The following is a 26,691-nucleotide window of genomic DNA, read 5'->3' on the forward strand; positions in this document are numbered from 1 at the left end:
CCTTGTTTAATTAAGCAGTTGTATTGGCTAAGTTTATAGTTAAACGCTAGACAATAAAATGCCTTATCGCAATTGTTCGTCGCGATAAGGCATTTTTATTTTACAAATTATTATTGTTGTTGGTGATTAACTGATTATCTTCAAGCAATTTACGAATGATATCCGCGTCAGTGCCATTTGTACCTGATGACAGATCTGTATTTTCCAAGACAATTTTCATATCTGTTTTATCTTCATCTGAACTGTCGCCGGTGAAGTCACCATCTTTAGATACTGAGATAATTGTATCACCATCAACTACTTCAAAGTTTAGATAGCTGTCTAAGTTATCGTGATTTTCACCTTCGAGTAAATCGCCCAAGTTGAGTGAGTCACCCTGCTGTGTAACGTCTCCCGCTTGATCACGCTCTGTCAGTTCAAAGTCTTTGATGTAATCTGTCGTGACACTTGGATTATTTGCAGCATTTGCAAAACCTCCGTCGTAGTCATCACCTGCTAACCAGACAAACATATCGCTACCACTGCCGCCCGTCATAACATCACCAGCATAGGTGTTTGATACTAAAGCTGAGTTGCCATTACCATTTGTGCCACCTATCAATACGTCATCACCTGAACCGCCGATTAGGTAATCAGCACCTTCACCGCCAACCAAAGTAGCACCTTTACTCGTATCATAGCTGGTGTAGCCTGTCGCAACTGTGGTGTTATTGGAGAAAATTGTCGAACGTTCAAAACCGACATCAGCCAGCTCTGCGCTGTTAAAGGTATGCAATCCACCCAAAGCATCTGGATCATTTGCATCTTGATAACTGCCCATACTGCCAACTAACCAAGAATCGCCGTAAGTTAAGATCACATCATTGCCACCAAAACCATAAACAGCGTTTTCAGATAAGTCTGGTAATGAATCATCAACACCATTTATTTGAATGTTAATCGTTGTACTTTCATAGTTGCCATTTGCGTCTTTAACCAAATAAGTAAAGGTGTCGGTTAAGCTTTCACCTTGACTTAAGTTGTTTACATCCGAATTCGCATTGTTCAAGGTATATACGTATTTTCCGTTTGCTTGAATGACAATTGAACCATAACTACCGGTAATTTTGCTGCCAATATTGCCTTCGCTGACTACTCCGACACCACTAACAATGCCGACAACCGGGTTCGTTGTTTCTGTTATTGTGTCGTTATCAATCACATTGCCAGAGATTTGGCTTCGAGTTTGCGAGCTTGCCACTGTGCCGTCAACTTCTGTGATTTCTACATTGTCTTCTTCAAGCACAGGCGCAACACTGGCGACTTCTACTGGGAATTTACTTGTTAAGGTTAATTGACCAGAGGCCGTATCACCGTCACCATCTCGAACTGTAATTGTGAAGTTTTCGGTTAATATCCACTGACTTGAGTTATTGTCGAGCTCTGATTTCGACCAACTGGCCGAAGCTTCATCCGCATTATTTTCTGCAGACAAGGATACATCATACTCATACAAACCATTTGAGAAGTCGAACATGAGTGTCGCACCATTTGCCGTTTCAATGGTTAAGACGCCGTTTTCGACTTGCTCGCTATCCAGGGTATAAGTCGCTCCATCAACTTCAATAGATAAAATGCTGCCTTCGCTGTCAGCGCCATAATCAATTACGCCTGCTGCGGATTGACCAGTGCCAATTTCACCTGCTGATTTTCCACCAATACTTGCCAACAAGGCTTCCGCCAATTGAATTGCTGTGGTAACAGAAACAACATTATCCGCGGCAACATACTCGCCACTTTCATTTTGAATAATCTCAGTTGGTGCACCCACCATATTCAGATATTGGTACTGGACACTTGAACCTATGCCTATCACTTCAACATCTATGTTGTTTGTTTCAACAAAGTTTTTCCAGGTTTGTTGATAGTTGGTTATTGCGTTGACGTTATTTTGATTTTCGCTTGTACCGTACGGGTTACCGTCAGAGATAAAGTATACTTTAGTGCTCGCATCTTGTGGTGTTGAATAATCACCAACAATTGCCGCCAAGGCATCATCATAGTCGGTTGTACCACTTGCGCCCAGCCCTTCTAACAAAGTAATAGACTGGCTAATTGACGACCAATCGTATTCGGTTGCATCGGTCGAAAATGGCACTAATTTAACTTTAACGTTACCCATGCCTTCGTAGGTTTCTAATAATTGAGTGATACCGTCTATTGTTGCTTGCAACACTGTAGTATCGCCCAATGCATTGTTCATTGAGTTAGAAACATCGATGGCAAAAATAAGATTGTAATCCATTGTTTCAAAGTTAATCGCATCAGGCTGATTAATTGTAAAGCTTGGTTTGTCATCTAATGTTTGGATAGTCAAGTTTGTTGATGTTGATAATTCATTGACATCGGTAACTTGAATCACCACATTTTCAATTGAGCTATCAGTTTCGCCATGGTCAATCGCATCAGTTAATTCGTATTGATACGAGAGCTCACCAGTTACTAAGTTATAACGGGTTAATGTCATGTCCCCGTTTGGCAGCTCAATAGTGACTGGATTTAACGCTAATCCTGCGAGTTCAAGTGCGCTGACACTATGTCCACCAATAGTCACATTAGCTAAATTTGCCGTTGTGCTAATGGTTATAGTGCCAGTTGCAATATTTGACGAAGCATCAGCTCCAATGCCTGCTTCATCTACTGTGATATGCCCACTCGCTTCGCCGTTTTGATCACTTACTTCAATGCTTGGTACAAGATTTACGTTAACTTGTACTGATGATGGCAATTGTAAACTTTCAAAATCACCACCTGATGTTGACGTTACGCCAACTGTGAAGGTGTCTGAATCACCATCAACTTCAAGCTCAACATTTGCGCTTGTGCTACCCGCTTTAATAGTAACTTGCTCTCCACTTGCTAAAGTGATCACAAGATCTGTTTTTGCTGCATTTGACAGCGCAAAGTCGACTGAAATAGAACCTTGTAGTAGATTGCTTGTATCTACTTCCATAGTTAGATCAGTAACATCTATGCTATCAGTAACTGTAGTTGTGACTGAGTTTGTGCCTAATACAAGGTTTTCGAAGTTACCACCTGAGACATTATCTAGACTTAAGGTTGTAACAACGTCATCAGCACCATTGTAGACATCATCCGATACCGCAACTGATACCGAACCACTGCTTTGACCCGCAGCAATTGAAATCTCAGCACCATTACTTAAGGTAATGGTCATCGCGGTTTCTGCAGGTGCCGTTAAACTTGCTGTATAAGTGATTGAGCCTGCTTCTAGCGCTGTGCTCGAACCTGTTAAGTTTAAGGTTACATCGGTTGCAACATCAGAAACCGTTGTGGTCACAGAACTTGTGCCGAGGATTAAGTTTTCGAAATTACCGCCTGATACATTATCTAGGCTTAAGGTGGTCACTACATCATCGGCGCCGTTATAAACATCATCCGATACCGCAACTGATACTGAGCCCGAGCTTTGGCCCGCAGCAATACTGATTTCTGCACCATTACTTAAGGTGATGGTCATCGCTATTTCTGCAGGCGCGGTTAAGCTGGCTGTATAAGTAATTGAGCCAGCCTCTAAAGCAGTGCTTGAACCAGTTAAGTTCAATGTCACGTCAGTTGCAACATCGCTGATTTCAGTGGTAACTGAGTTTGTGCCTAGGACTAAGTTTTCGAAGTTACCGCCGGATACATTGTCTAAGCTTAAGGTTGTAACAACATCGTCAGCACCGTTATAAACATCATCCGATACAGCAACACTCACTGAGCCAGAGCTTTGACCTGCAGCAATACTAATTTCTGCTCCATTACTTAAGGTAATGGTCATCGCCGTTTCGGCTGGTGCAGTTAGGCTGGCTGTATAAGTGATTGAGCCTGCTTCAGCTGCTGTTGTAGAGCCAGTTAGGTTCAGAGTCACATCTGAAACTGTGTCACTTACTTCAGTGGTAACTGAGTTTGTACCTAATACAAGGTTTTCGAAGTTACCGCCTGATACATTATCTAGGCTTAAGGTCGTAACAACATCGTCGGCACCATTGTAGACATCATCCGATACCGATACTGAAACAGAGCCTGAGCTTTTACCTGCAGCAATTGAGATTTCTGCACCATTACTTAAGGTGATGGTCATTGCAGTTTCTGCAGGTGCGGTTAAGCTTGCAGTGTAGGTAATTGAACCGGCTTCAGCTGCGGTTGAAGAGCCGGTTAAATTCAATGTAACGTCTGTTGCAACATCGCTGATTTCAGTTGTAACTGAGTTTGTGCCTAATACTAGGTTTTCGAAATTACCGCCAGAAACGTTATCTAAGCTTAAGGTCGTGGTGATTGAATCTGCACCCACGTACACATCATCACCAACAGCAACACTCACTGAGCCAGAGCTTTGGCCCGCAGCAATTGAGATTTCAGCACCATTACTTAAGGTGAGCGTCATCGCTGTTTCGGCAGGTGCGGTTAGGCTTGCAGTGTAGGTAATTGAACCGGCTTCAGCTGCGGTTGAAGAGCCGGTTAAATTCAATGTAACGTCTGTTGCAACATCGCTGATTTCAGTTGTAACTGAGTTTGTGCCTAATACAAGATTCTCGAAGTTGCCACCTGAGACGTTATCTAGGCTTAAGGTCGTGGTGATTGAATCTGCACCCACGTATACATCATCGCCAACAGCAACTGATACCGAACCACTGCTTTGACCTGCTGCTATTGAGATTTCAGCACCATTACTTAAGGTGAGCGTCATCGCTGTTTCGGCAGGTGCGGTTAGGCTTGCAGTGTAGGTAATTGAACCGGCTTCAGCTGCGGTTGAAGAGCCGGTTAAATTCAATGTAACGTCTGTTGCAACATCGCTGATTTCAGTTGTAACTGAGTTTGTGCCTAATACTAGGTTTTCGAAATTACCGCCAGAAACGTTATCTAAGCTTAAGGTCGTGGTGATTGAATCTGCACCCACGTACACATCATCACCAACAGCAACACTCACTGAGCCAGAGCTTTGGCCCGCAGCAATTGAGATTTCAGCACCATTACTTAAGGTGAGCGTCATCGCTGTTTCGGCAGGTGCCGTTAAGCTCGCTGTATAAGTAATTGAACCCGCTTCTAGCGCTGTACTTGAACCAGTTAAATTCAAGGTGACATTGGTTGCAACATCTGAAACCGTTGTTGTGACTGAGTTTGTGCCTAATACAAGATTCTCGAAGTTGCCACCTGAGACGTTATCTAGGCTTAAGGTCGTGGTGATTGAATCTGCACCCACGTATACATCATCGCCAACAGCAACTGATACCGAACCACTGCTTTGACCTGCTGCTATTGAGATTTCCGCACCATTACTTAAGGTAATCGTCATCGCTGTTTCTGCAGGTGCGGTTAGGCTGGCTGTATAAGTAATTGAGCCAGCCTCTAGCGCTGTACTTGAACCTGTTAGGTTTAGCGTTACATCGCTTGCGACATCTGAAACCGTTGTGGCGACAGAATTTGTGCCGAGGATTAAGTTTTCGAAGTTACCGCCTGATACATTGTCTAAGCTTAAGGTTGTAACAACATCGTCAGCACCGTTATAAACATCATCCGATACAGCAACACTCACTGAGCCAGAGCTTTGACCTGCAGCAATACTAATTTCTGCTCCATTACTTAAGGTAATGGTCATCGCCGTTTCGGCTGGTGCAGTTAGGCTGGCTGTATAAGTGATTGAGCCTGCTTCAGCTGCTGTTGTAGAGCCAGTTAGGTTCAGAGTCACATCTGAAACTGTGTCACTTACTTCAGTGGTAACTGAGTTTGTACCTAATACAAGGTTTTCGAAGTTACCGCCTGATACATTATCTAGGCTTAAGGTCGTAACAACATCGTCGGCACCATTGTAGACATCATCCGATACCGATACTGAAACAGAGCCTGAGCTTTTACCTGCAGCAATTGAGATTTCTGCACCATTACTTAAGGTAATGGTCATCGCCGTTTCGGCAGGTGCCGTTAAGCTGGCTGTATAGGTAATTGAGCCTGCTTCAGCTGCTGTTGTAGAGCCAGTTAGGTTCAGAGTCACATCTGAAACTGTGTCACTTACTTCAGTTGTAACTGAGTTTGTGCCTAATACTAGGTTTTCGAAATTACCGCCAGAAACGTTATCTAAGCTTAAGGTCGTGGTGATTGAATCTGCACCCACGTACACATCATCACCAACAGCAACACTCACTGAGCCAGAGCTTTGGCCCGCAGCAATTGAGATTTCAGCACCATTACTTAAGGTGAGCGTCATCGCTGTTTCGGCAGGTGCCGTTAAGCTCGCTGTATAAGTAATTGAGCCAGCTTCGGCAGCAGTTGTTGAACCTGTTAGGTTTAGCGTCACATCTGAAACGGTATCACTTACTTCAGTTGTAACTGAGTTTGTGCCTAATACAAGGTTTTCGAAGTTACCGCCAGTAACGTTATCTAGGCTTAATGTTGTGGTGATTGAATCTGCACCCACGTATACATCATCCGATACAGCCACCGATACTGAGCCACTGCTTTGACCTGCTGCAATACTAATTTCTGCACCATTACTTAAGGTAATCGTCATCGCCGTTTCTGCAGGCGCAGTTAGGCTTGCGGTATAAGTAATTGAACCTGCTTCCGCTGCGGTTGTAGAGCCTGTTAAGTTTAAGGTGACATCTGTTGCAACATCACTGATTTCAGTGGTAACTGAGTTTGTGCCGAGGATTAAGTTTTCGAAGTTACCGCCTGAGACATTATCTAGGCTTAAGGTGGTCACAACATCGTCAGCACCGTTATAAACATCATCTGATACTGCGACAGATACTGAACCACTGCTTTGACCTGCTGCAATACTAATTTCTGCTCCATTGCTTAAGGTGATGGTCATCGCCGTTTCGGCAGGTGCCGTTAAACTTGCAGTGTAGGTAATTGAGCCCGCTTCAACTGCAGTTGTAGAGCCGGTTAGGTTTAAGGTGACATCGGTTGCAACATCACTGATTTCAGTGGTAACTGAGTTTGTGCCTAATACAAGATTCTCGAAGTTACCGCCTGAGACATTATCTAGGCTTAAGGTGGTCACTACATCATCGGCACCGTTATAAACATCATTAGATACCGATACTGAAACAGAGCCTGAGCTTTGACCTGCAGCAATTGAGATTTCTGCACCATTACTTAAGGTGATCGTCATCGCCGTTTCTGCAGGTGCGGTTAAGCTGGCAGTGTAAGTAATTGAGCCCGCTTCGGCTGCAGTTGTTGAGCCGGTTAAGTTTAAGGTGACATCTGTTGCAACATCACTGATTTCAGTTGTAACTGAGTTTGTGCCTAATACAAGGTTTTCGAAGTTGCCACCTGAGACGTTATCTAGGCTTAAGGTCGTGGTGATTGAATCTACACCCACGTATACATCATCCGATACAGCCACCGATACTGAGCCACTGCTTTGACCTGCTGCAATACTAATTTCTGCACCATTGCTTAAGGTGATGGTCATCGCAGTTTCTGCAGGCGCGGTTAAGCTGGCTGTATAAGTAATTGAGCCCGCTTCGGCTGCAGTTGTAGAGCCGGTTAGGTTTAAGGTGACATCGGTTGCGACATCACTAATTTCAGTTGTAACTGAGTTTGTGCCTAATACAAGATTTTCGAAGTTACCGCCAGAAACGTTATCTAAACTTAATGTCGTGGTGATTGAATCTGCACCCACGTATACATCATCGCCAACTGCGACACTCACTGAGCCAGAGCTTTGACCCGCCGCAATCGTAATGACCGCTTCATTACTTAAGGTGATAGTCATTGCCGTTTCTGCAGGTGCGGTTAGGCTAGCTGTGTAAGTAATTGAGCCCGCCTCTACTGCTGTGCTTGAACCTGTTAAATTCAATGTCACGTCAGTTGCAACATCACTGATTTCAGTTGTAACTGAACTTGTGCCAAGTACTAAGTTTTCGAAGTTACCGCCAGAAACGTTATCTAAGCTTAAGCTTGTGGTGATTGAATCTGCACCCACGTATACATCATCGCCAACTGCAACACTGACTGAGCCAGAGCTTTGACCTGCTGCAATTGAGATCTCAGCACCATTGCTTAAGGTAATCGCCATCGCCGTTTCTGCAGGCGCAGTTAGGCTTGCGGTATAAGTAATTGAACCTGCTTCCGCTGCGGTTGTAGAGCCGGTTAAATTCAATGTCACGTCGGTTGCGACATCTGAAACCGTTGTGGTGACAGAGTTTGTGCCGAGGATTAAGTTTTCGAAGTTACCGCCTGAGACATTATCTAGGCTTAAGGTCGTAACAACATCGTCGGCACCATTGTAGACATCATCCGATACCGATACTGAAACAGAGCCTGAGCTTTTACCTGCAGCAATTGAGATTTCTGCACCATTACTTAAGGTAATCGTCATCGCTGTTTCTGCAGGCGCCGTTAAGCTCGCTGTATAAGTGATTGAGCCCGCTTCAGCTGCGGTTGTAGAGCCGGTTAAGTTTAAGGTGACATCTGTCGCAACATCACTAATTTCAGTTGTAACTGAGTTTGTGCCTAGGACTAAATTCTCGAAGTTGCCGCCAGTGACATTATCTAGGCTTAATGTGGTGGTGATTGGATCTGCACCGACATAAACATCATCTGATACTGCTACAGATACAGAGCCAGAACTTTGACCTGCAGCGATTGAGATTTCTGCACCGTTACTTAAGGTGATGGTCATCGCGGTTTCGGCAGGTGAAGTTAAGCTTGCAGTGTAAGTAATTGAACCTGCTTCGGCTGCAGTTGTAGAGCCGGTTAAGTTAAGCGTCACATCTGTTGCAACATCCGAAACCGTTGTGGTCACAGAACTTGTGCCGAGGATTAAGTTTTCGAAATTACCGCCAGAAACGTTATCTAGGCTTAAGGTGGTCACTACATCATCGGCACCATTGTAGACATCATCCGATACAGCAACTGATACTGAGCCACTGCTTTGACCTGCGGCAATTGAGATTTCTGCACCATTACTTAAGGTGATGGTCATTGCAGTTTCTGCAGGTGCGGTTAAGCTTGCAGTGTAGGTAATTGAACCGGCTTCAGCTGCGGTTGAAGAGCCGGTTAAATTCAATGTAACGTCTGTTGCAACATCGCTGATTTCAGTTGTAACTGAGTTTGTGCCTAATACTAGGTTTTCGAAATTACCGCCAGAAACGTTATCTAAGCTTAAGGTCGTGGTGATTGAATCTGCACCCACGTACACATCATCACCAACAGCAACACTGACTGAGCCAGAGCTTTGGCCCGCAGCAATTGAGATTTCAGCACCATTACTTAAGGTGAGCGTCATCGCTGTTTCGGCAGGTGCGGTTAGGCTTGCAGTGTAGGTAATTGAACCGGCTTCAGCTGCGGTTGAAGAGCCGGTTAAATTCAATGTAACGTCTGTTGCAACATCGCTGATTTCAGTTGTAACTGAGTTTGTGCCTAATACAAGATTCTCGAAGTTGCCACCTGAGACGTTATCTAGGCTTAAGGTCGTGGTGATTGAATCTGCACCCACGTATACATCATCGCCAACAGCAACTGATACCGAACCACTGCTTTGACCTGCTGCTATTGAGATTTCAGCACCATTACTTAAGGTGAGCGTCATCGCTGTTTCGGCAGGTGCGGTTAGGCTTGCAGTGTAGGTAATTGAACCGGCTTCAGCTGCGGTTGAAGAGCCGGTTAAATTCAATGTAACGTCTGTTGCAACATCGCTGATTTCAGTTGTAACTGAGTTTGTGCCTAATACTAGGTTTTCGAAATTACCGCCAGAAACGTTATCTAAGCTTAAGGTCGTGGTGATTGAATCTGCACCCACGTACACATCATCACCAACAGCAACACTCACTGAGCCAGAGCTTTGGCCCGCAGCAATTGAGATTTCAGCACCATTACTTAAGGTGAGCGTCATCGCTGTTTCGGCAGGTGCCGTTAAGCTCGCTGTATAAGTAATTGAGCCAGCTTCGGCAGCAGTTGTTGAACCTGTTAGGTTTAGCGTCACATCTGAAACGGTATCACTTACTTCAGTTGTAACTGAGTTTGTGCCTAATACAAGGTTTTCGAAGTTACCGCCAGTAACGTTATCTAGGCTTAATGTTGTGGTGATTGAATCTGCACCCACGTATACATCATCCGATACAGCCACCGATACTGAGCCACTGCTTTGACCTGCTGCAATACTAATTTCTGCACCATTACTTAAGGTAATCGTCATCGCCGTTTCTGCAGGCGCAGTTAGGCTTGCGGTATAAGTAATTGAACCTGCTTCCGCTGCGGTTGTAGAGCCTGTTAAGTTTAAGGTGACATCTGTTGCAACATCACTGATTTCAGTGGTAACTGAGTTTGTGCCGAGGATTAAGTTTTCGAAGTTACCGCCTGAGACATTATCTAGGCTTAAGGTGGTCACAACATCGTCAGCACCGTTATAAACATCATCTGATACTGCGACAGATACTGAACCACTGCTTTGACCTGCTGCAATACTAATTTCTGCTCCATTGCTTAAGGTGATGGTCATCGCCGTTTCGGCAGGTGCCGTTAAACTTGCAGTGTAGGTAATTGAGCCCGCTTCAACTGCAGTTGTAGAGCCGGTTAGGTTTAAGGTGACATCGGTTGCAACATCACTGATTTCAGTGGTAACTGAGTTTGTGCCTAATACAAGATTCTCGAAGTTACCGCCTGAGACATTATCTAGGCTTAAGGTGGTCACTACATCATCGGCACCGTTATAAACATCATTAGATACCGATACTGAAACAGAGCCTGAGCTTTGACCTGCAGCAATTGAGATTTCTGCACCATTACTTAAGGTGATCGTCATCGCCGTTTCTGCAGGTGCGGTTAAGCTGGCAGTGTAAGTAATTGAGCCCGCTTCGGCTGCAGTTGTTGAGCCGGTTAAGTTTAAGGTGACATCTGTTGCAACATCACTGATTTCAGTTGTAACTGAGTTTGTGCCTAATACAAGGTTTTCGAAGTTGCCACCTGAGACGTTATCTAGGCTTAAGGTCGTGGTGATTGAATCTACACCCACGTATACATCATCCGATACAGCCACCGATACTGAGCCACTGCTTTGACCTGCTGCAATACTAATTTCTGCACCATTGCTTAAGGTGATGGTCATCGCAGTTTCTGCAGGCGCGGTTAAGCTGGCTGTATAAGTAATTGAGCCCGCTTCGGCTGCAGTTGTAGAGCCGGTTAGGTTTAAGGTGACATCGGTTGCGACATCACTAATTTCAGTTGTAACTGAGTTTGTGCCTAATACAAGATTTTCGAAGTTACCGCCAGAAACGTTATCTAAACTTAATGTCGTGGTGATTGAATCTGCACCCACGTATACATCATCGCCAACTGCGACACTCACTGAGCCAGAGCTTTGACCCGCCGCAATCGTAATGACCGCTTCATTACTTAAGGTGATAGTCATTGCCGTTTCTGCAGGTGCGGTTAGGCTAGCTGTGTAAGTAATTGAGCCCGCCTCTACTGCTGTGCTTGAACCTGTTAAATTCAATGTCACGTCAGTTGCAACATCACTGATTTCAGTTGTAACTGAACTTGTGCCAAGTACTAAGTTTTCGAAGTTACCGCCAGAAACGTTATCTAAGCTTAAGCTTGTGGTGATTGAATCTGCACCCACGTATACATCATCGCCAACTGCAACACTGACTGAGCCAGAGCTTTGACCTGCTGCAATTGAGATCTCAGCACCATTGCTTAAGGTAATCGCCATCGCCGTTTCTGCAGGCGCAGTTAGGCTTGCGGTATAAGTAATTGAACCTGCTTCCGCTGCGGTTGTAGAGCCGGTTAAATTCAATGTCACGTCGGTTGCGACATCTGAAACCGTTGTGGTGACAGAGTTTGTGCCGAGGATTAAGTTTTCGAAGTTACCGCCAGAAACGTTATCTAGGCTTAAGGTCGTGGTGATTGAATCTGCACCCACGTATACATCATCTGAAACAGCAACTGATACTGAGCCACTGCTTTGACCTGCCGCAATACTGATTTCAGCGCCATTGCTTAAGGTGATGGTCATTGCCGTTTCTGCAGGTGCGGTTAGGCTTGCAGTGTAAGTAATTGAGCCTGCTTCGGCTGCGGTTGCAGAGCCAGTTAAGTTTAACGTTACATCTGTCGCAACATCACTGATTTCAGTGGTAACTGAGTTTGTGCCTAGGACTAAATTCTCGAAGTTGCCGCCAGTGACATTATCTAGGCTTAATGTGGTGGTGATTGGATCTGCACCCACGTATACATCATCGCCAACAGCAACACTCACTGAGCCCGAACTTTGACCTGCTGCAATTGAGATTTCTGCACCATTGCTTAAGGTAATGGTCATCGCCGTTTCTGCAGGCGCGGTTAGGCTGGCAGTATAAGTAATTGAACCTGCCTCTGCAGCCGTGCTCGAACCTGTTAAGTTTAAGGTTACATCGGTTGCAACATCTGAAACCGTTGTGGTCACAGAACTTGTGCCGAGGATTAAGTTTTCGAAATTACCGCCTGATACATTATCTAGGCTTAAGGTGGTCACTACATCATCGGCGCCGTTATAAACATCATCCGATACCGCAACTGATACTGAGCCCGAGCTTTGGCCCGCAGCAATACTGATTTCCGCACCATTACTTAAGGTGATGGTCATCGCTGTTTCTGCAGGTGCGGTTAGTCTGGCTGTGTAAGTAATTGAGCCTGCTTCCGCAGCGGTTGTAGAGCCGGTTAAATTAAGCGTAACATCTGAAACTGTGTCACTCACTGTTGTGGTCACAGAACTTGTGCCCAGCACTAAGTTTTCGAAGTTGCCGCCTGATACATTATCTAAACTTAAGGTCGTGGTGATTGAATCTGCACCCACGTACACATCATCGCCAACTGCAACACTGACTGAGCCAGAGCTTTGACCTGCCGCAATACTGATTTCTGCACCATTACTTAAGGTAATGGTCATTGCCGTTTCGGCAGGTGCCGTTAAGCTCGCTGTATAAGTAATTGAACCTGCTTCTAGCGCTGTACTTGAACCTGTTAAATTCAAGGTGACATTGGTTGCAACATCTGAAACCGTTGTTGTGACTGAGTTTGTGCCTAATACAAGATTCTCGAAGTTGCCACCTGAGACGTTATCTAAGCTTAATGTTGTAACAACATCGCCAGCACCGTTATAAACGTCATCGCCAACAGCAACACTCACTGAGCCAGAGCTTTGGCCCGCAGCAATACTAATTTCTGATCCATTGCTTAAGGTGATGGTCATCGCTGTTTCTGCAGGCGCGGTCAGGCTGGCTGTATAAGTGATTGAACCTGCTTCCGCAGCGGTTGTAGAGCCAGTTAAGTTTAAGGTGACATCGGTTGCAACATCACTGATTTCAGTGGTAACTGAGTTTGTGCCTAATACAAGATTCTCGAAGTTACCGCCTGAGACATTATCTAGGCTTAAGGTGGTCACTACATCGTCGGCACCATTGTAGACATCATCCGATACCGATACTGAAACAGAGCCTGAGCTTTGACCTGCAGCAATTGAGATTTCTGCACCATTACTTAAGGTAATCGTCATCGCTGTTTCTGCAGGCGCGGTTAAGCTGGCTGTATAAGTAATTGAGCCTGCTTCAGCAGCAGTTGTAGAGCCGGTTAAATTCAATGTTACATCGGTTGCAACATCACTGATTTCAGTTGTAACTGAGTTTGTGCCTAATACAAGATTTTCGAAGTTACCGCCAGAAACGTTATCTAAACTTAATGTCGTGGTGATTGAATCTGCACCCACGTATACATCATCGCCAACTGCAACACTCACTGAGCCAGAGCTTTGACCCGCCGCAATCGTAATGACCGCTTCATTACGTAAGGTGATAGTCATTGCCGTTTCTGCAGGTGCGGTTAGGCTTGCCGTATAAGTGATTGAACCTGCTTCGGCTGCTGTGCTTGAACCAGTTAAGTTTAGGGAGACATCGGTTGCAACATCACTAATTTCAGTGGTAACTGAGTTTGTACCTAATACGAGATTTTCGAAATTACCACCTGATACATTATCTAGGCTTAAGGTTGTAACAACATCGTCAGCACCATTGTATACATCATCCGATACAGCAACTGATATCGAACCACTGCTTTGACCTGCAGCAATACTGATTTCTGCACCATTACTTAAGGTAATGGTCATCGCCGTTTCTGCTGGTGCGGTTAAGCTGGCTGTATAGGTAATTGAGCCTGCCTCTAAAGCAGTGCTTGAACCTGTTAAGTTTAAGGTGACATCTGTCGCAACATCACTAATTTCAGTGGTGACTGAGTTTGTGCCGAGGATTAAGTTTTCGAAGTTACCGCCGGATACATTATCTAGACTTAAGGTGGTCACTACATCATCAGCACCATTGTAGACATCATCCGATACTGCAACACTCACCGAGCCAGAACTTTGACCCGCAGCAATTGAAATCTCAGCACCATTACTTAAAGTAATGGTCATCGCCGTTTCTGCAGGTGCAGTTAAGCTTGCAGTATAAGTAATTGAGCCTGCTTCCGCAGCAGTTGTTGAACCTGTTAGGTTTAGCGTCACATCTGAAACTGTGTCACTCACTGTTGTGGTCACAGAACTTGTGCCGAGGATTAAGTTTTCGAAATTGCCGCCAGAAACGTTATCTAAGCTTAATGTCGTGGTGATTGAGTCTGCACCCACGTACACATCATCGCCAACTGCAACACTCACTGAGCCCGAACTTTGACCCGCGGCAATACTGATTTCAGCACCATTACTTAAGGTGATGGTCATTGCCGTTTGTGCTGGCGCAGTTAAGCTGGCTGTATAAGTAATAGAACCCGCTTCGGCTGCGGTTGTTGAACCTGTTAGGTTTAAGGTTACATCAGAAACTGCATCGCTTACTGCAGTGGTGACTGAGTTTGTACCCAATACAAGGTTTTCGAAGTTGCCGCCTGATACATTATCTAGGCTTAAGGTCGTCACTACATCATCGGCACCATTATAAACATCATCTGATACAGCCACTGATACTGAGCCTGAGCTTTGACCCGCGGCAATACTGATTTCTGCACCATTACTTAAGGTGATGGTCATTGCTGTTTCTGCAGGTGCCGTCAAGCTTGCCGAATAAGTAATTGAACCTGCTTCCGCTGCGGTTGTTGAGCCGGTTAAGTTCAATGTAACGTCAGTTGCAACATCACTGATTTCAGTTGTAACTGAGTTTGTACCTAATACGAGATTTTCGAAGTTACCGCCTGATACATTGTCTAGGCTTAAGGTTGTGGTGATTGAATCTGCACCAACATACACATCATCACCAACTGCAACACTCACTGAGCCTGAGCTTTGACCTGCTGCAATTGAGATTTCAGCGCCATTGCTTAAGGTAATCGTCATCGCTGTTTCTGCAGGTGCCGTTAAGCTTGCAGTATAAGTAATTGAGCCTGCTTCCGCAGCGGTTGTAGAGCCGGTTAAATTCAAGGTGACATCAGTTGCAACATCGCTGATTTCAGTGGTAACTGAGTTTGTGCCTAGGACTAAATTCTCGAAGTTGCCGCCAGTGACATTATCTAGGCTTAAAGTTGTGGTGATTGAATCTGCACCCACGTATACATCATCGCCTACTGCAACACTGACAGAGCCACTGCTTTGACCTGCTGCAATACTAATTTCAGCACCATTGCTTAAGGTAATGCTCATCGCCGTTTCTGCAGGTGCAGTTAGGCTAGCCGTATAAGTAATTGAACCGGCTTCCGCAGCTGTGCTTGAGCCAGTTAGGTTCAGAGTCACATCGGTTGCAACATCACTGATTTCAGTCGTAACTGAGTTTGTGCCTAATACGAGGTTTTCGAAGTTACCGCCTGAAACATTATCTAGGCTTAAGGTTGTAACAACATCATCAGCACCATTGTAGACATCATCACCAACAGCAACACTGACTGAGCCCGAGCTTTGACCTGCTGCAATACTGATTTCGGCACCATTGCTTAAGGTAATGGTCATCGCCGTTTCTGCAGGCGCGGTTAAGCTGGCTGTATAAGTAATTGAGCCCGCTTCAGCTGCAGTTGTTGAGCCGGTTAAATTCAATGTCACGTCGGTTGCTACATCTGAAACCGTTGTGGTGACAGAGTTTGTACCCAATACAAGGTTTTCGAAGTTACCGCCTGAGACATTATCTAGGCTTAAGGTGGTCACTACATCATCAGCACCGTTATAAACATCATCTGAAACAGCAACTGATACTGACCCACTACTTTGGCCCGCAGCAATACTAATTTCTGCACCATTACTTAAGGTAATCGTCATCGCCGTTTCCGCAGGTGCCGTTAAGCTGGCTGTATAAGTAATTGAGCCCGCTTCAGCTGCAGTTGTAGAGCCGGTTAAATTCAATGTCACGTCGGTTGCTACATCTGAAACCGTTGTGGTGACAGAGTTTGTACCCAATACAAGGTTTTCGAAGTTACCGCCAGTAACGTTATCTAGGCTTAAGGTGGTTACTACATCGTCAGCACCATTGTAGACATCATCCGATACAGCCACTGATACTGAGCCACTGCTTTGACCTGCAGCAATTGAGATTTCAGCACCATTACTTAAGGTAATGGTCATCGCTGTTTCTGCAGGTGCGGTTAAGCTTGCAGTATAGTTAATTGAGCCGCCTTCAGTTGCGTTTAAATCACCAGAAAGTGATAAAGTAACCTCTTCGGCAATAGATGCAATATCAGTTGTTACAGACGAATTACCTAGAACGAGATTTTCAAAATTACCACCAGAAATATTCGCTTCGTCAATGCTAACGGAAAGAGAGCTTTGCTCCGAAGGCGCTGTAACCTCGACAAAACCAGAAGATTGTCCAGCTAAAACAATGATTGTTTGCCCGTTTGACAATGGAATAGATAAATCGGTCGCGGCTGGCTCGGATAAACTAACCTGATAACTAATAAGATCACCAGCAGTCACTTCACTGTCTGCACTGAAAGTTAAAGTTACATCACTAATAACATCAGCTACATTGGTCACTACACTGGTCGTGTCTACTTGAAGATCTTCAAAATTGCCACCAGTCACTGAACCAGCGTCAATTGCTACATTAAATACACGAGCATCTTGATATACAGAATCTTGAGTAACAAACGCTGCGCTCGCAGAAGATTGACCTGCTAAAATGGTTATCGTCAAACCATTGGTCAATTGAACAGTCAAATCCGTCGCGGTTGGTGAAGTAGTAGACACAGTATAATTTATGTTGCTACCTTCATTAACTTGGCTGTCAGCCGTTAAAGTCAATTGCGTCGTTTCAACTACATCAGAAACTTGTGTCGTAACAGACTCTGTCGATATATCTAACTGCTCAAAGCCCCCACCAATTACAGAATTAGCGTCTATCTGATTAATAATAGTTGTCGCATCAAGCGTGGCTGTATTTTCAATCGAAACTAAAACACTCCCCTCTGTTTGCCCAGCATTAATAACAATAGTTTCACCATTGGTAAGATTAATTGTCATATCGCTAGCAGCTGGGTTCGAAAGGACTGCTGTGTATTCTATCTCTTGACCTTCATTAATCGTGGTATCTGCACTTAGAGTTAACCGCGTAACATCTATAGTGTCCGTTATCCCTGTTGAAACAGGATCGAGCGCAAAAGATAAACGTTCAAAATTGCCGCCAGTCACATCACTGATACTATCAGTGATTGTATCTGATTCAGCGTAAACATCATCGGATGCAGCAAAGTCGACAACTACTTGACCTTGAGTTTGCTCTGCTTCAATTGTGATGATTTGTCCTGAAGCTAAAGTGACTGTAACTTGCGTTTGCGCTGGATTTGAAAGTGTTGCAGTGTAGGTAATTTGCCCGCCCGCTTCAGATACGGATTCTGACGCACTTAGTGCTAAAGTCGTTTCATTAATTGTATCAGCGACATTAATTGTTACAGGCGTTGAATCAATTACTATGCTATCAAAGCTACCACCAGAAACACTTAGAATTGTGTCTGTCAGGGTTTCAGCATCGATATAAACATCTTCATCGGCGTCAATCACACGCTGGGCATTGCCAAATATTTGTCCCGCTGCAATTGTAATGCTGACACCACTGGCTAATGTAACTGTCATTTCAGATTCAGTAGCTTGCGATAAAACCGCCGTATATTGAACAGTCCCGCCCAGTTCGGTTATGTCACCATCAACTTGAACCGATACCACAGCTGAGTTATCCCCGCGGGCAATCAGACTATCGCCATTAGCCAAAGTGGTAAATTCACCATCCGTCGCTGAAAGCGAGTAATCAATTGAGGTTAATGCTAATTCATCATTTTGAATTGCATCAACACCCGCTTGAGTTAACACAATTTGATTTCCTGAAATAGCGAAAAAACCATTGTCGTTATTAACAAGTTCAAGCGTTAAGCTATCACCATCAGGATCTGTCGCTTCAAAAGTTGCTACAGCCTGACCAACAAAAACATTGTTTTCTGACAAGTTAATGCTTTGAATTTGAATTTCAGGCGCTTCGTTAATTTCAACGGTAACAGTACCTTGAGCGTTATTAGTATTACCCGCTAAATCAAAGAAAGTTACTGTCACATCATGTTGTTGCTCAGCTAACTCAGCTACAACATCATCTGCTAGAGTCCAACTACCGTCGCCATTGTTAGTCGCCTCAAAAATTTGACCATCAATTGAAACTAAAATTAACGCTTCTGGGTCATCTACCGTTCCGGTAATGGCTGGTGTTGTATCGTCTGTAACTATACTATCTATAGTACCTTGAGGTAGTGTGACATCCGCAGTTATGGTTGCGTTTAAAACAGTTTGGTTTCCGCTTTGATCCACTAGCGTGATTGTTATTTGATTACTACCTTCAATCAAAGTAAAAGCATCAGCAATTGAAAAACTGCCGTCGCCATTATTCGTAACTGCGATCGGTTGGCCGTTAATAGTTGCAGAAATGGTTGCATTGGGGTCATCAACACTACCCGTTAATGTAGGTGTTAATGTATTCGTTAATAAATCGTCAAATGAAGCTTCGGGCGCGGTTGTATCAATTAAAATAGAGGTAACAGGTTGTGGGGGGGTGAAGGTATTGCCATTGCTCGTTGTGATAGTAGCTGCATTGGTATCAAAACCAGCACCAGCAATTGTTTGCTGATCATTTCGTTCTACCGAAGTAACGGTTGCACCGCCTTCACTACTACTTGAACCACCTGCCGCTGTAGCGCCTACATTCGACAAGTCGCCTTCAGCAACAGCTTGTTGAATCTGTTCAATTTCAGACAAAGTAGCATCGTCTAATTCTTCGCTAGGATTTTCAACATCTCCGGTAATTTCTACTTCGGTTGTTTGGCTTTCTGCAGCTACAATTTCAGCTTCTTCGCCGTCGGCTTTAATAAACTTGATTTTTGCACCAGCTTCTAATACTAAAATCTGTCCAGCAAAAACTGATTCACCAACAGATACAGGAATTAGCTGACCATCAACCATTCTGTACACAAGACCTTGAATGTCTGAAATACGACCCGACTCTTTTAAAACGACTTCACTCGCCATACAACCCTCACTTGGAGCAACTAAACCCAAATTTTCTAACTTGACAACCTATGATTCCAGTCTAGCCTAAAGGTATAACATTTCAAAGATATACTGCTTGTTTAGCAGTGCGTTTGTTGTGGAAATGTTAGCTAATCGACATTAAGCTTGTCTGTGGTCGATTTTCACAAATAATTCCACAAAAAGATCTGTCCAATGTTCAAACATTCAATTTCAAGTAGCTTGGGTATATAAGCTTTGTTATAATCGAGCGCTTTGACGAGCCCAGCTTCATAATATTGTCATCAGAATCACATCAACTTGTACAAAAATGAATAATTCTAGTGCCTGACACTTGTATTCTGCAAAATAATGAATATGCTGGCTTACCCGATTTTTGGGATGAATTTCCCATTTGTGATTTCGAATTAAAAGTTAGATTAAGGTTGAAGAGGGAGTAATTAACTCTATGTGCTCAATTTTTGGTATTCTCGATTTAAAAACAGATCGAGCTGAACTTAGACAGCAAGCTTTAGAGCTGTCTAAATTATTACGTCACCGCGGTCCTGATTGGTCAGGTATCTATGCTGGTGAAAACGCTATTCTTGCTCATGAAAGACTTGCTATTGTAGATGTAGACAATGGTGCACAGCCGCTCTTCAATCAAAATCGAAATCACGTATTGGCTGTGAACGGTGAAATCTACAACCACAAGGAATTAGAAGCGGGTTTAACCATTGATTACAAACTTCAGACTAAATCTGACTGTGAAGTAATCTTAGCTAAATACGAAGAAAAAGGTATCGACTTCATTGACGAGTTAAAAGGTATGTTTGCTTTCATCCTTTATGATGAAACTAAAAACGAATATCTAATTGCTCGTGACCACATGGGTATTATCCCGCTATATATGGGTTGGGATGAACACGGTAACTTCTACGTAGCTTCAGAAATGAAAGCTTTAGTACCTGTATGTCGTTCAATTAAAGAATTCCCTCCAGGACACTATTTACATAGCTCAACTGGTGAGTTAACTAAATATTACGCACGTGACTGGATGAGCTATGACGCGGTAAAAGACGCAGAAGCTGATCCAAAAGATATTCATGATGCGTTAGAAAAAGCTGTAAAAACTCACTTAATGTCTGACGTACCTTACGGTGTGTTATTGTCTGGTGGTTTGGATTCGTCGGTTATTTCTGCAATTACGCAAAAATTTGCCGCAAAACGTGTTGAAGATAACGACCAATCTGATGCTTGGTGGCCAAAACTTCACTCATTTGCAGTAGGTTTAGAAGGTGCACCTGATTTAATCGCTGCGAAAAAAGTAGCTGATGCAATTGGTACTGTTCACCACGAAATTCACTACACAGTACAAGACGGTATTGATGCAGTGCGTGACGTTATCTATCACCTAGAAACTTACGACGTAACAACAATTCGTGCTTCTACCCCTATGTACTTAATGGCGCGTAAGATCAAAGCCATGGGTATCAAAATGGTACTTTCAGGTGAAGGTTCGGATGAAGTATTTGGTGGTTATTTATATTTCCATAAAGCACCAAATGCTAAAGAATTCCATGAAGAAACTTTACGTAAATTAAATAAACTTCACATGTTTGACTGTGCGCGTGCAAACAAAGCTATGTCAGCTTGGGGTGTTGAGTCTCGTGTTCCATTCTTGGACAAAGACTTTATGGACATTGCTATGTCTATCAACCCTGAAGCGAAAATGTGTAAAGACGGTAAGATTGAAAAACACATCTTACGTGAAGCATTTGATGGTTATTTACCAGAAGAAGTTTTATGGCGTCAAAAAGAGCAGTTTAGTGACGGTGTAGGTTATAGCTGGATTGATAGCTTAAAAGCACATGCTGCTGAGCAAGTTTCAGATGATCAGTTAGCAAACGCTGAGCACAAGTTCACTTACAACACACCAGACACCAAAGAAGCTTACTACTACAGAAGCATTTTTGAAGAATTCTTCCCACACCCTAGCTGCGCAGAATGTGTTCCTGGTGGTAAATCAGTAGCTTGTAGTACCCCTGAAGCACTAGCTTGGGATGAGAGCTTTAGTAAAATGGCTGATCCTTCAGGTCGTGCTGTTTCTTCTGTACACAATGACTCTTATAAAAGCTAATTGAACATCAGTTAGTTATAAAGCTTCTAAAGCCCTCTTCTGAGGGCTTTTTTGTATCTACTGAAAAATGTCCCCTCTCTCCTTTAAAAGTTTAACTAAATACAGCGCTTAACCTAAACTAGAGATAACAAGTTAGCTAATGAATTGTAACTAACAGCAGTAGCCTAAATTCAATTTTACGGCCGAATACCTTTGAGAATAGATATAATCAATCCTGCGTCTAATCAGCAAGTTTAGTGGATGATAAAGCTACGACAGTAAAAAGAATATTGGTTCGGATTAAGGATATTAAAATGAAGAAAAAATTAATGATGACGAAAGTCAGATAGTTGTGAATCTAGTTTAATTCAAAACTGATTTTTGTATTTTATAGAGTTTTTAAATCTTGTACTGTGAGCTGATTAACTCAAGCAGAGAGTGGCGGTGAGGCAGGGATTTGAACCCTGGGTACGCTATTAACGTACGCCGGTTTTCAAGACCGGTGCTTTCAACCACTCAGCCACCTCACCGCAGTTCTAGACTGTTCCCTTGGGAACGCGGCGAATATTAAGGGCATATCGAACCTTTGTAAAGCACTAAAACAAACTTTTTTTGTTTTTTTTGATCGTTCGGTTATATATCAACCAATCAGAGCAAATAAGCAGCAAAAACATATAATTTGACGGTTAAAAACTACGAATTGATAAATACTCCACAGAACAATCCATTCAACACAGAGTATAAATTCAAAGTCATAATTAAGTCTTTTACAATTTTCTTCTGAAGAATCTAGGTTGATTAACTGACCTTCATTTGACAAATAAAAACGCCTTCGCTATTTTGTATATACATAGCATATACTTTGCATATCACCCTTATGACTAGTAAATCAACACGTAAAAAAACCAATAAAAAAGACAGTCAGCTATTAATTAGGATAAATGGTGCTGAGCGTGACGCTTTTGTCGAACTCTGTGAGCAACTAGACACCACAGCAGCGAGAGAAGTTAGAAGGTTTATTAGAAAGTTTATGGAAAAGCATTCGGCTTCGTCAGCAGATGACGAAGCTTCATTATAACCAATAATATTTGTTGGTTACCCACAACAGCCGCGAGGCTGATTTAACTATACATAGAGGAAAAAACTATGGCTAAAAAAGTAAAAGCACTTAAAAAAGAGTTGAAAGCACGCAAAGCTAAAGTTGCGAAGCAAGAGTCAAAAATCAAAAAACTTAAAAAAGCGTTAAAGAAAGCGAAATAAGTTTTATTGATTGAGAACTTTGCGAAATTAGCGTTTTGCAAAGTTCTTATTTGATACATCTACCCTGCCCGCCAAAATTCTCTGCTTTTGACAAAATATGTCAAAAATTCCCTTGAAAGTACTAGACTGCACCACAATATTCTGTAACATTAAATGCAACCAAATTAAAAATAATCGTTCTAACCATAGAACTTATTTAATAAACAATTTCACTTAACAAAGAGGTGTAATATGGAAAACCGCACAACTTACGTTGATCATGCCAGTTCATCCGTACTAGAAACCAACAAGGTATTACGCAATACCTATTCACTATTAGCTATGACATTAGCATTCAGTGCTGCTGTAGCAGGCATTACTGGTGCTATGAACTTACCAATGCCACACTGGATTGTTTTCTTAGTAGGTGCATACGGTTTAATGTTCTTAGTGCATAAAACCGCTAACTCTTCTATGGGTATTGTCAGCTGCTTCGCGTTCACTGGTTTTATGGGTTACACCTTAGGTCCAATGCTTTCTATGGTAGTAGCAGCAGGTGCGAGTGACTTAATCGTACTAGCATTAGGTGGTACAGCCCTAACCTTCTTTGGTTTGTCTGCGTACGTGTTAACAACTAAGAAAGACATGTCGTTCTTAGGTGGCATGATGATGGCTGGCTTTGTAGTACTTATCGTAGCTATGCTCGCTAACATCTTCTTGCAAATTCCAGCGATATCTTTAGCAATTAGTGCAATGTTCATCTTGTTCTCATCTGGTGCGATTTTAATGCAAACCAGTGCGATTATTCACGGTGGTGAGCGTAACTACATATTAGCAACTATTAGCTTATATGTTTCTATCTACAATATTTTTGTTAGCTTATTGCAATTATTAATGGCATTTGCTGGCAACGACGATTAATCTTTAACTAGATAAACGTCAAAAAAGGCCTCTGTTGAGGCCTTTTTTATTTCTAATGATAAACAAGCAAGTTATTAGCATTATCTATCATGGCAAAAATTTTACTTTTTATTACCAGTGGTCCTGAAACAGATAGTGGCCAAAGCGCGCTGAGCTACGCTCAGCAAGCTGTAAAACACCACTCACTAGCAGGCGTATTCTTTTATTCCGATGCTGTTTACGTTGCAAATAAGCTGCGAACACCGCCATCAGACGAAATAAATCTAACACAAGGCTGGCAAACCCTAAGTCAGCAACATGATGTTGAGCTCATTGTCTGTTCAGCTGCCGCACAAAGACGTGGAATTCTAGACGCTAGTGAAGCCGATTATCATGGTTTAGTCGGCGATAGCCTAGCGCAACATTTCCGCATTGGTGGATTAGGTGAATATGTAGAACTACAAATGCAAGCTGACAGAGTGGTACAGTTTTAATGAATAATCACAAACACGCCATAATATTTAATCACTCCCCTTTTACCAATGATAAAGGTAAAGAAGGCTTAGAGTTAGCACTAACCTTAGCTACCTATGAGCAGTCTGTTGCATTATTTTTTACTGGTAACGCACCTTTGCAGCTGACAACACAAATAGCTGCTGACAAGCTTAATCGCAAAAACTACAGCCAAGGATTTAAAGCTTTAGACTTATACGATATTGAAGAAGTATATCTTGAGCAAACGGCGATGGAGGATTTGCAACTGCAAGAAAATAATTTAGCAATTGAAGCTCAACTGCTATCAGCCGAGGCTTTTTTGGCTAAGTTAAGTGAATTTGATGTTGTACTAGAGTTTTAAGGGGATAACTATGCCAAAACCATTGTATACGGTTAAAAGCGTTTTAAGTTCGACTAGAGTATCCGAGCTAGCACAACAACTTAAAAACAAAGCCATCTTATTTACTGAAGATGGCTGCTATAACTTACTCAAAAGTGAAATACAGCAATTTGAGCAATGCCATGTACTCGCTGATGATGCATCAGCCCGAGGTTTATCTTGTACACAGCCCAGCCAAATTTGGTTATCCAAGCAAGAATGGGTAGAATTAACCATTAAACACCAGCCTATTATTCAAATTGGTAATTAACGAATCGTATGAGTGAACTTGTATTTAATCAGCAGGCTATTGCTTTAGACAAACATGGATATTTACAAAACTATTTAGACTGGAGTGAAGCGCTCGCCCCTGTGTTAGCAGAGCAAGAAAATATTGAGTTAACTGAGTCTCACTGGGAAGTGATTTGGTTTGTGCGTAACTTCTATTTGGAGTTTAAAACCAGCCCTGCGATTCGAATTTTGGTGAAAGCAATTGGACAAAAGTTGGGCAAAGAGAAAGGTAACAGTCCATATTTGTACAAGTTATTTCCAAAAGGCCCAGCTAAACAAGCGACAAAAATAGCGGGTTTACCAAAACCCGCTAAATGCATCTAATCATCACAAAGGGCGGTTTTAGCCCTTAGCTGATTTCCATGTTAGGTAAGCGTCAAAAGCCAGCACTAACACAGAGCCAAATATGGCGATAATAAGCAACCAATAGACTGCTTTTAAAAATAATTTAACCGGTGATGGTTGTGATCTTTTCGCCATATCAACTCCAATACAAAATTAGGCAGAAATAACCGTTAAGCCGCCCATATAAGGCTGTAATACTTCAGGCACTTTAATAGAACCATCAGCTTGCTGATAATTCTCTAAAATTGCCACTAAAGTACGACCTACTGCTAGACCCGAACCATTTAGAGTATGTAACAATTCTGGCTTTTTCGCACCTTTTCTACGCAATCTAGCTTGCATACGACGTGCTTGGAAGTCTTGCATGTTAGAACAAGATGAAATTTCACGATAACAATCTTGCGCTGGTAACCAAACTTCTAAATCGTAAGTTTTAGCTGCGCCAAAGCCCATATCGCCAGTACATAACGCCATTACACGGTAAGGTAAGTTCAATAGCTGCAATACTTTTTCAGCATGGCCGGTTAAATCTTCAAGCGCTTGCATTGAATCTTCTGGTTTAACCAACTGAACTAATTCAACTTTATCAAACTGATGTTGACGAATTAAACCGCGAGTATCGCGACCTGATGAACCAGCTTCAGAACGGAAACAAGGAGTATGCGCGGTTAATTTAACTGGCAATTGTTCTTCATCAAAAATCTCATCACGCGCTAAGTTAGTTAATGGCACTTCCGCTGTTGGGATAAGTGACATACCCGCACCGTCAGCAGATAAAGGCTGAGTATGGAATAAATCTTCACCAAACTTTGGCAACTGGCCTGTACCATATAAGCTGTCAGAGTTAACAATGTAAGGCACATAAGTTTCGCTATAACCATGCTCTTGGGTATGTAAATCCAGCATAAACTGCGACAAAGCTCGATGCATACGCGCTATTTGGCCACGCATAACCACAAAGCGAGCAGCTGACAATTTAACACCACTTTCGAAGTCTAAACCTTTACCTAAAGCTTCGGCTAAATCTACATGGTCTTTTACCGCAAAATCAAAGCTAGGCACTGTACCCCATTTGCGCACTTCAACATTATCAGCTTCGTCGGCACCAACTGGCACTGATTCATCAGGTAAATTAGGGATGCCTAAAGTTAAGCTGTCCCATTGTTGCATAACTTCTGCAAGCTCAGTTTTAGCTGCGTCTAATGCTGAGCCCAACTCACCTACTTGTGCTAACAAAGGCGCAATGTCTTCGCCAGCCGCTTTGGCTTTACCTATGTTTTTTGAACGGGCATTACGCTCGTTTTGTAAGTTTTCAGTTTTAACTTGAATGGCTTTACGTTTTTCTTCTAATTGAACTAACGCATCAACATCTAACTTAAAACCACGAGTTTCTAATCGTGCGGCAACTTGCTCTAAGTCGCTACGTAAAATTTTAGGATCTAACATTCTATAACC

General features: G+C 42.9%; 10 protein-coding genes and 1 tRNA gene. 7 read left to right on the plus strand and 4 right to left on the minus strand.

Features of this window, described 5'->3' with window-relative positions; all coding sequences use genetic code 11:
* Nucleotides 1-100 precede the first annotated feature (100 nt).
* Nucleotides 101-19,489 (minus strand): immunoglobulin-like domain-containing protein, encoded by a 19,389-nt coding sequence (locus tag ACMZOO_RS03550; RefSeq protein WP_440905422.1) that lies wholly within the window; start codon nt 19,487-19,489, stop codon nt 101-103.
* Between the two features lie 448 nt (nt 19,490-19,937).
* Between ACMZOO_RS03550 and asnB the strand changes: the two genes are divergently transcribed.
* Nucleotides 19,938-21,608 carry an asparagine synthase B gene (gene asnB, locus ACMZOO_RS03555; RefSeq protein WP_016955292.1) on the plus strand — a complete coding sequence of 557 codons (1,671 nt, stop codon included), beginning with the start codon at nt 19,938-19,940 and terminating at the stop codon, nt 21,606-21,608.
* A 418-nt stretch (nt 21,609-22,026) separates the two neighbouring features.
* Here asnB and ACMZOO_RS03560 read toward each other — a convergent pair.
* Nucleotides 22,027-22,117: transfer RNA gene (locus tag ACMZOO_RS03560), tRNA-Ser, on the minus strand.
* Between the two features lie 347 nt (nt 22,118-22,464).
* Between ACMZOO_RS03560 and ACMZOO_RS03565 the strand changes: the two genes are divergently transcribed.
* The 6 genes from ACMZOO_RS03565 to ACMZOO_RS03590 all read left to right on the plus strand — a co-directional run bounded on the left by ACMZOO_RS03565 (nt 22,465) and on the right by ACMZOO_RS03590 (nt 25,215).
* The gene (locus ACMZOO_RS03565; RefSeq protein WP_016955293.1) at nt 22,465-22,665 is read left to right on the plus strand and encodes a hypothetical protein; all 201 of its coding nucleotides are present in this window, start codon (nt 22,465-22,467) and stop codon (nt 22,663-22,665) included.
* A gap of 413 nt (nt 22,666-23,078) precedes the next feature.
* The gene (locus tag ACMZOO_RS03570; RefSeq protein WP_016955294.1) at nt 23,079-23,747 is read left to right on the plus strand and encodes a Bax inhibitor-1/YccA family protein; all 669 of its coding nucleotides are present in this window, start codon (nt 23,079-23,081) and stop codon (nt 23,745-23,747) included.
* 89 nt (nt 23,748-23,836) lie between these two features.
* Nucleotides 23,837-24,220 (plus strand): sulfurtransferase complex subunit TusD, encoded by a 384-nt coding sequence (tusD, locus tag ACMZOO_RS03575; protein WP_440905423.1) that lies wholly within the window; start codon nt 23,837-23,839, stop codon nt 24,218-24,220.
* On the plus strand, nt 24,220-24,582 hold the full coding sequence (gene tusC / locus ACMZOO_RS03580) for a sulfurtransferase complex subunit TusC (protein ID WP_440905424.1): 363 nt from the start codon (nt 24,220-24,222) through the stop codon (nt 24,580-24,582). The genes tusD and tusC overlap by 1 nt, the downstream gene beginning before the upstream one ends.
* 10 nt (nt 24,583-24,592) lie before the next feature.
* Nucleotides 24,593-24,871 (plus strand): DsrH/TusB family sulfur metabolism protein, encoded by a 279-nt coding sequence (locus ACMZOO_RS03585; RefSeq protein WP_440905425.1) that lies wholly within the window; start codon nt 24,593-24,595, stop codon nt 24,869-24,871.
* An 8-nt stretch (nt 24,872-24,879) separates the two neighbouring features.
* Nucleotides 24,880-25,215 carry a TusE/DsrC/DsvC family sulfur relay protein gene (locus tag ACMZOO_RS03590; RefSeq protein ID WP_440905426.1) on the plus strand — a complete coding sequence of 112 codons (336 nt, stop codon included), beginning with the start codon at nt 24,880-24,882 and terminating at the stop codon, nt 25,213-25,215.
* Nucleotides 25,216-25,233: 18 nt separating this feature from the next.
* On the opposite strand, the gene ACMZOO_RS03595 is transcribed toward ACMZOO_RS03590, so the two are convergent.
* Nucleotides 25,234-25,371 (minus strand): hypothetical protein, encoded by a 138-nt coding sequence (locus ACMZOO_RS03595; protein ID WP_016955299.1) that lies wholly within the window; start codon nt 25,369-25,371, stop codon nt 25,234-25,236.
* An 18-nt stretch (nt 25,372-25,389) separates the two neighbouring features.
* Complete coding sequence (gene serS / locus ACMZOO_RS03600; RefSeq protein ID WP_440905427.1) at nt 25,390-26,682, minus strand: serine--tRNA ligase; 1,293 nt, start codon at nt 26,680-26,682, stop codon at nt 25,390-25,392.
* Between the last annotated feature and the right edge of the window lie 9 nt (nt 26,683-26,691).

Source organism: Catenovulum sp. SX2 (assembly GCF_052056295.1).
GTDB lineage: Bacteria > Pseudomonadota > Gammaproteobacteria > Enterobacterales > Alteromonadaceae > Catenovulum.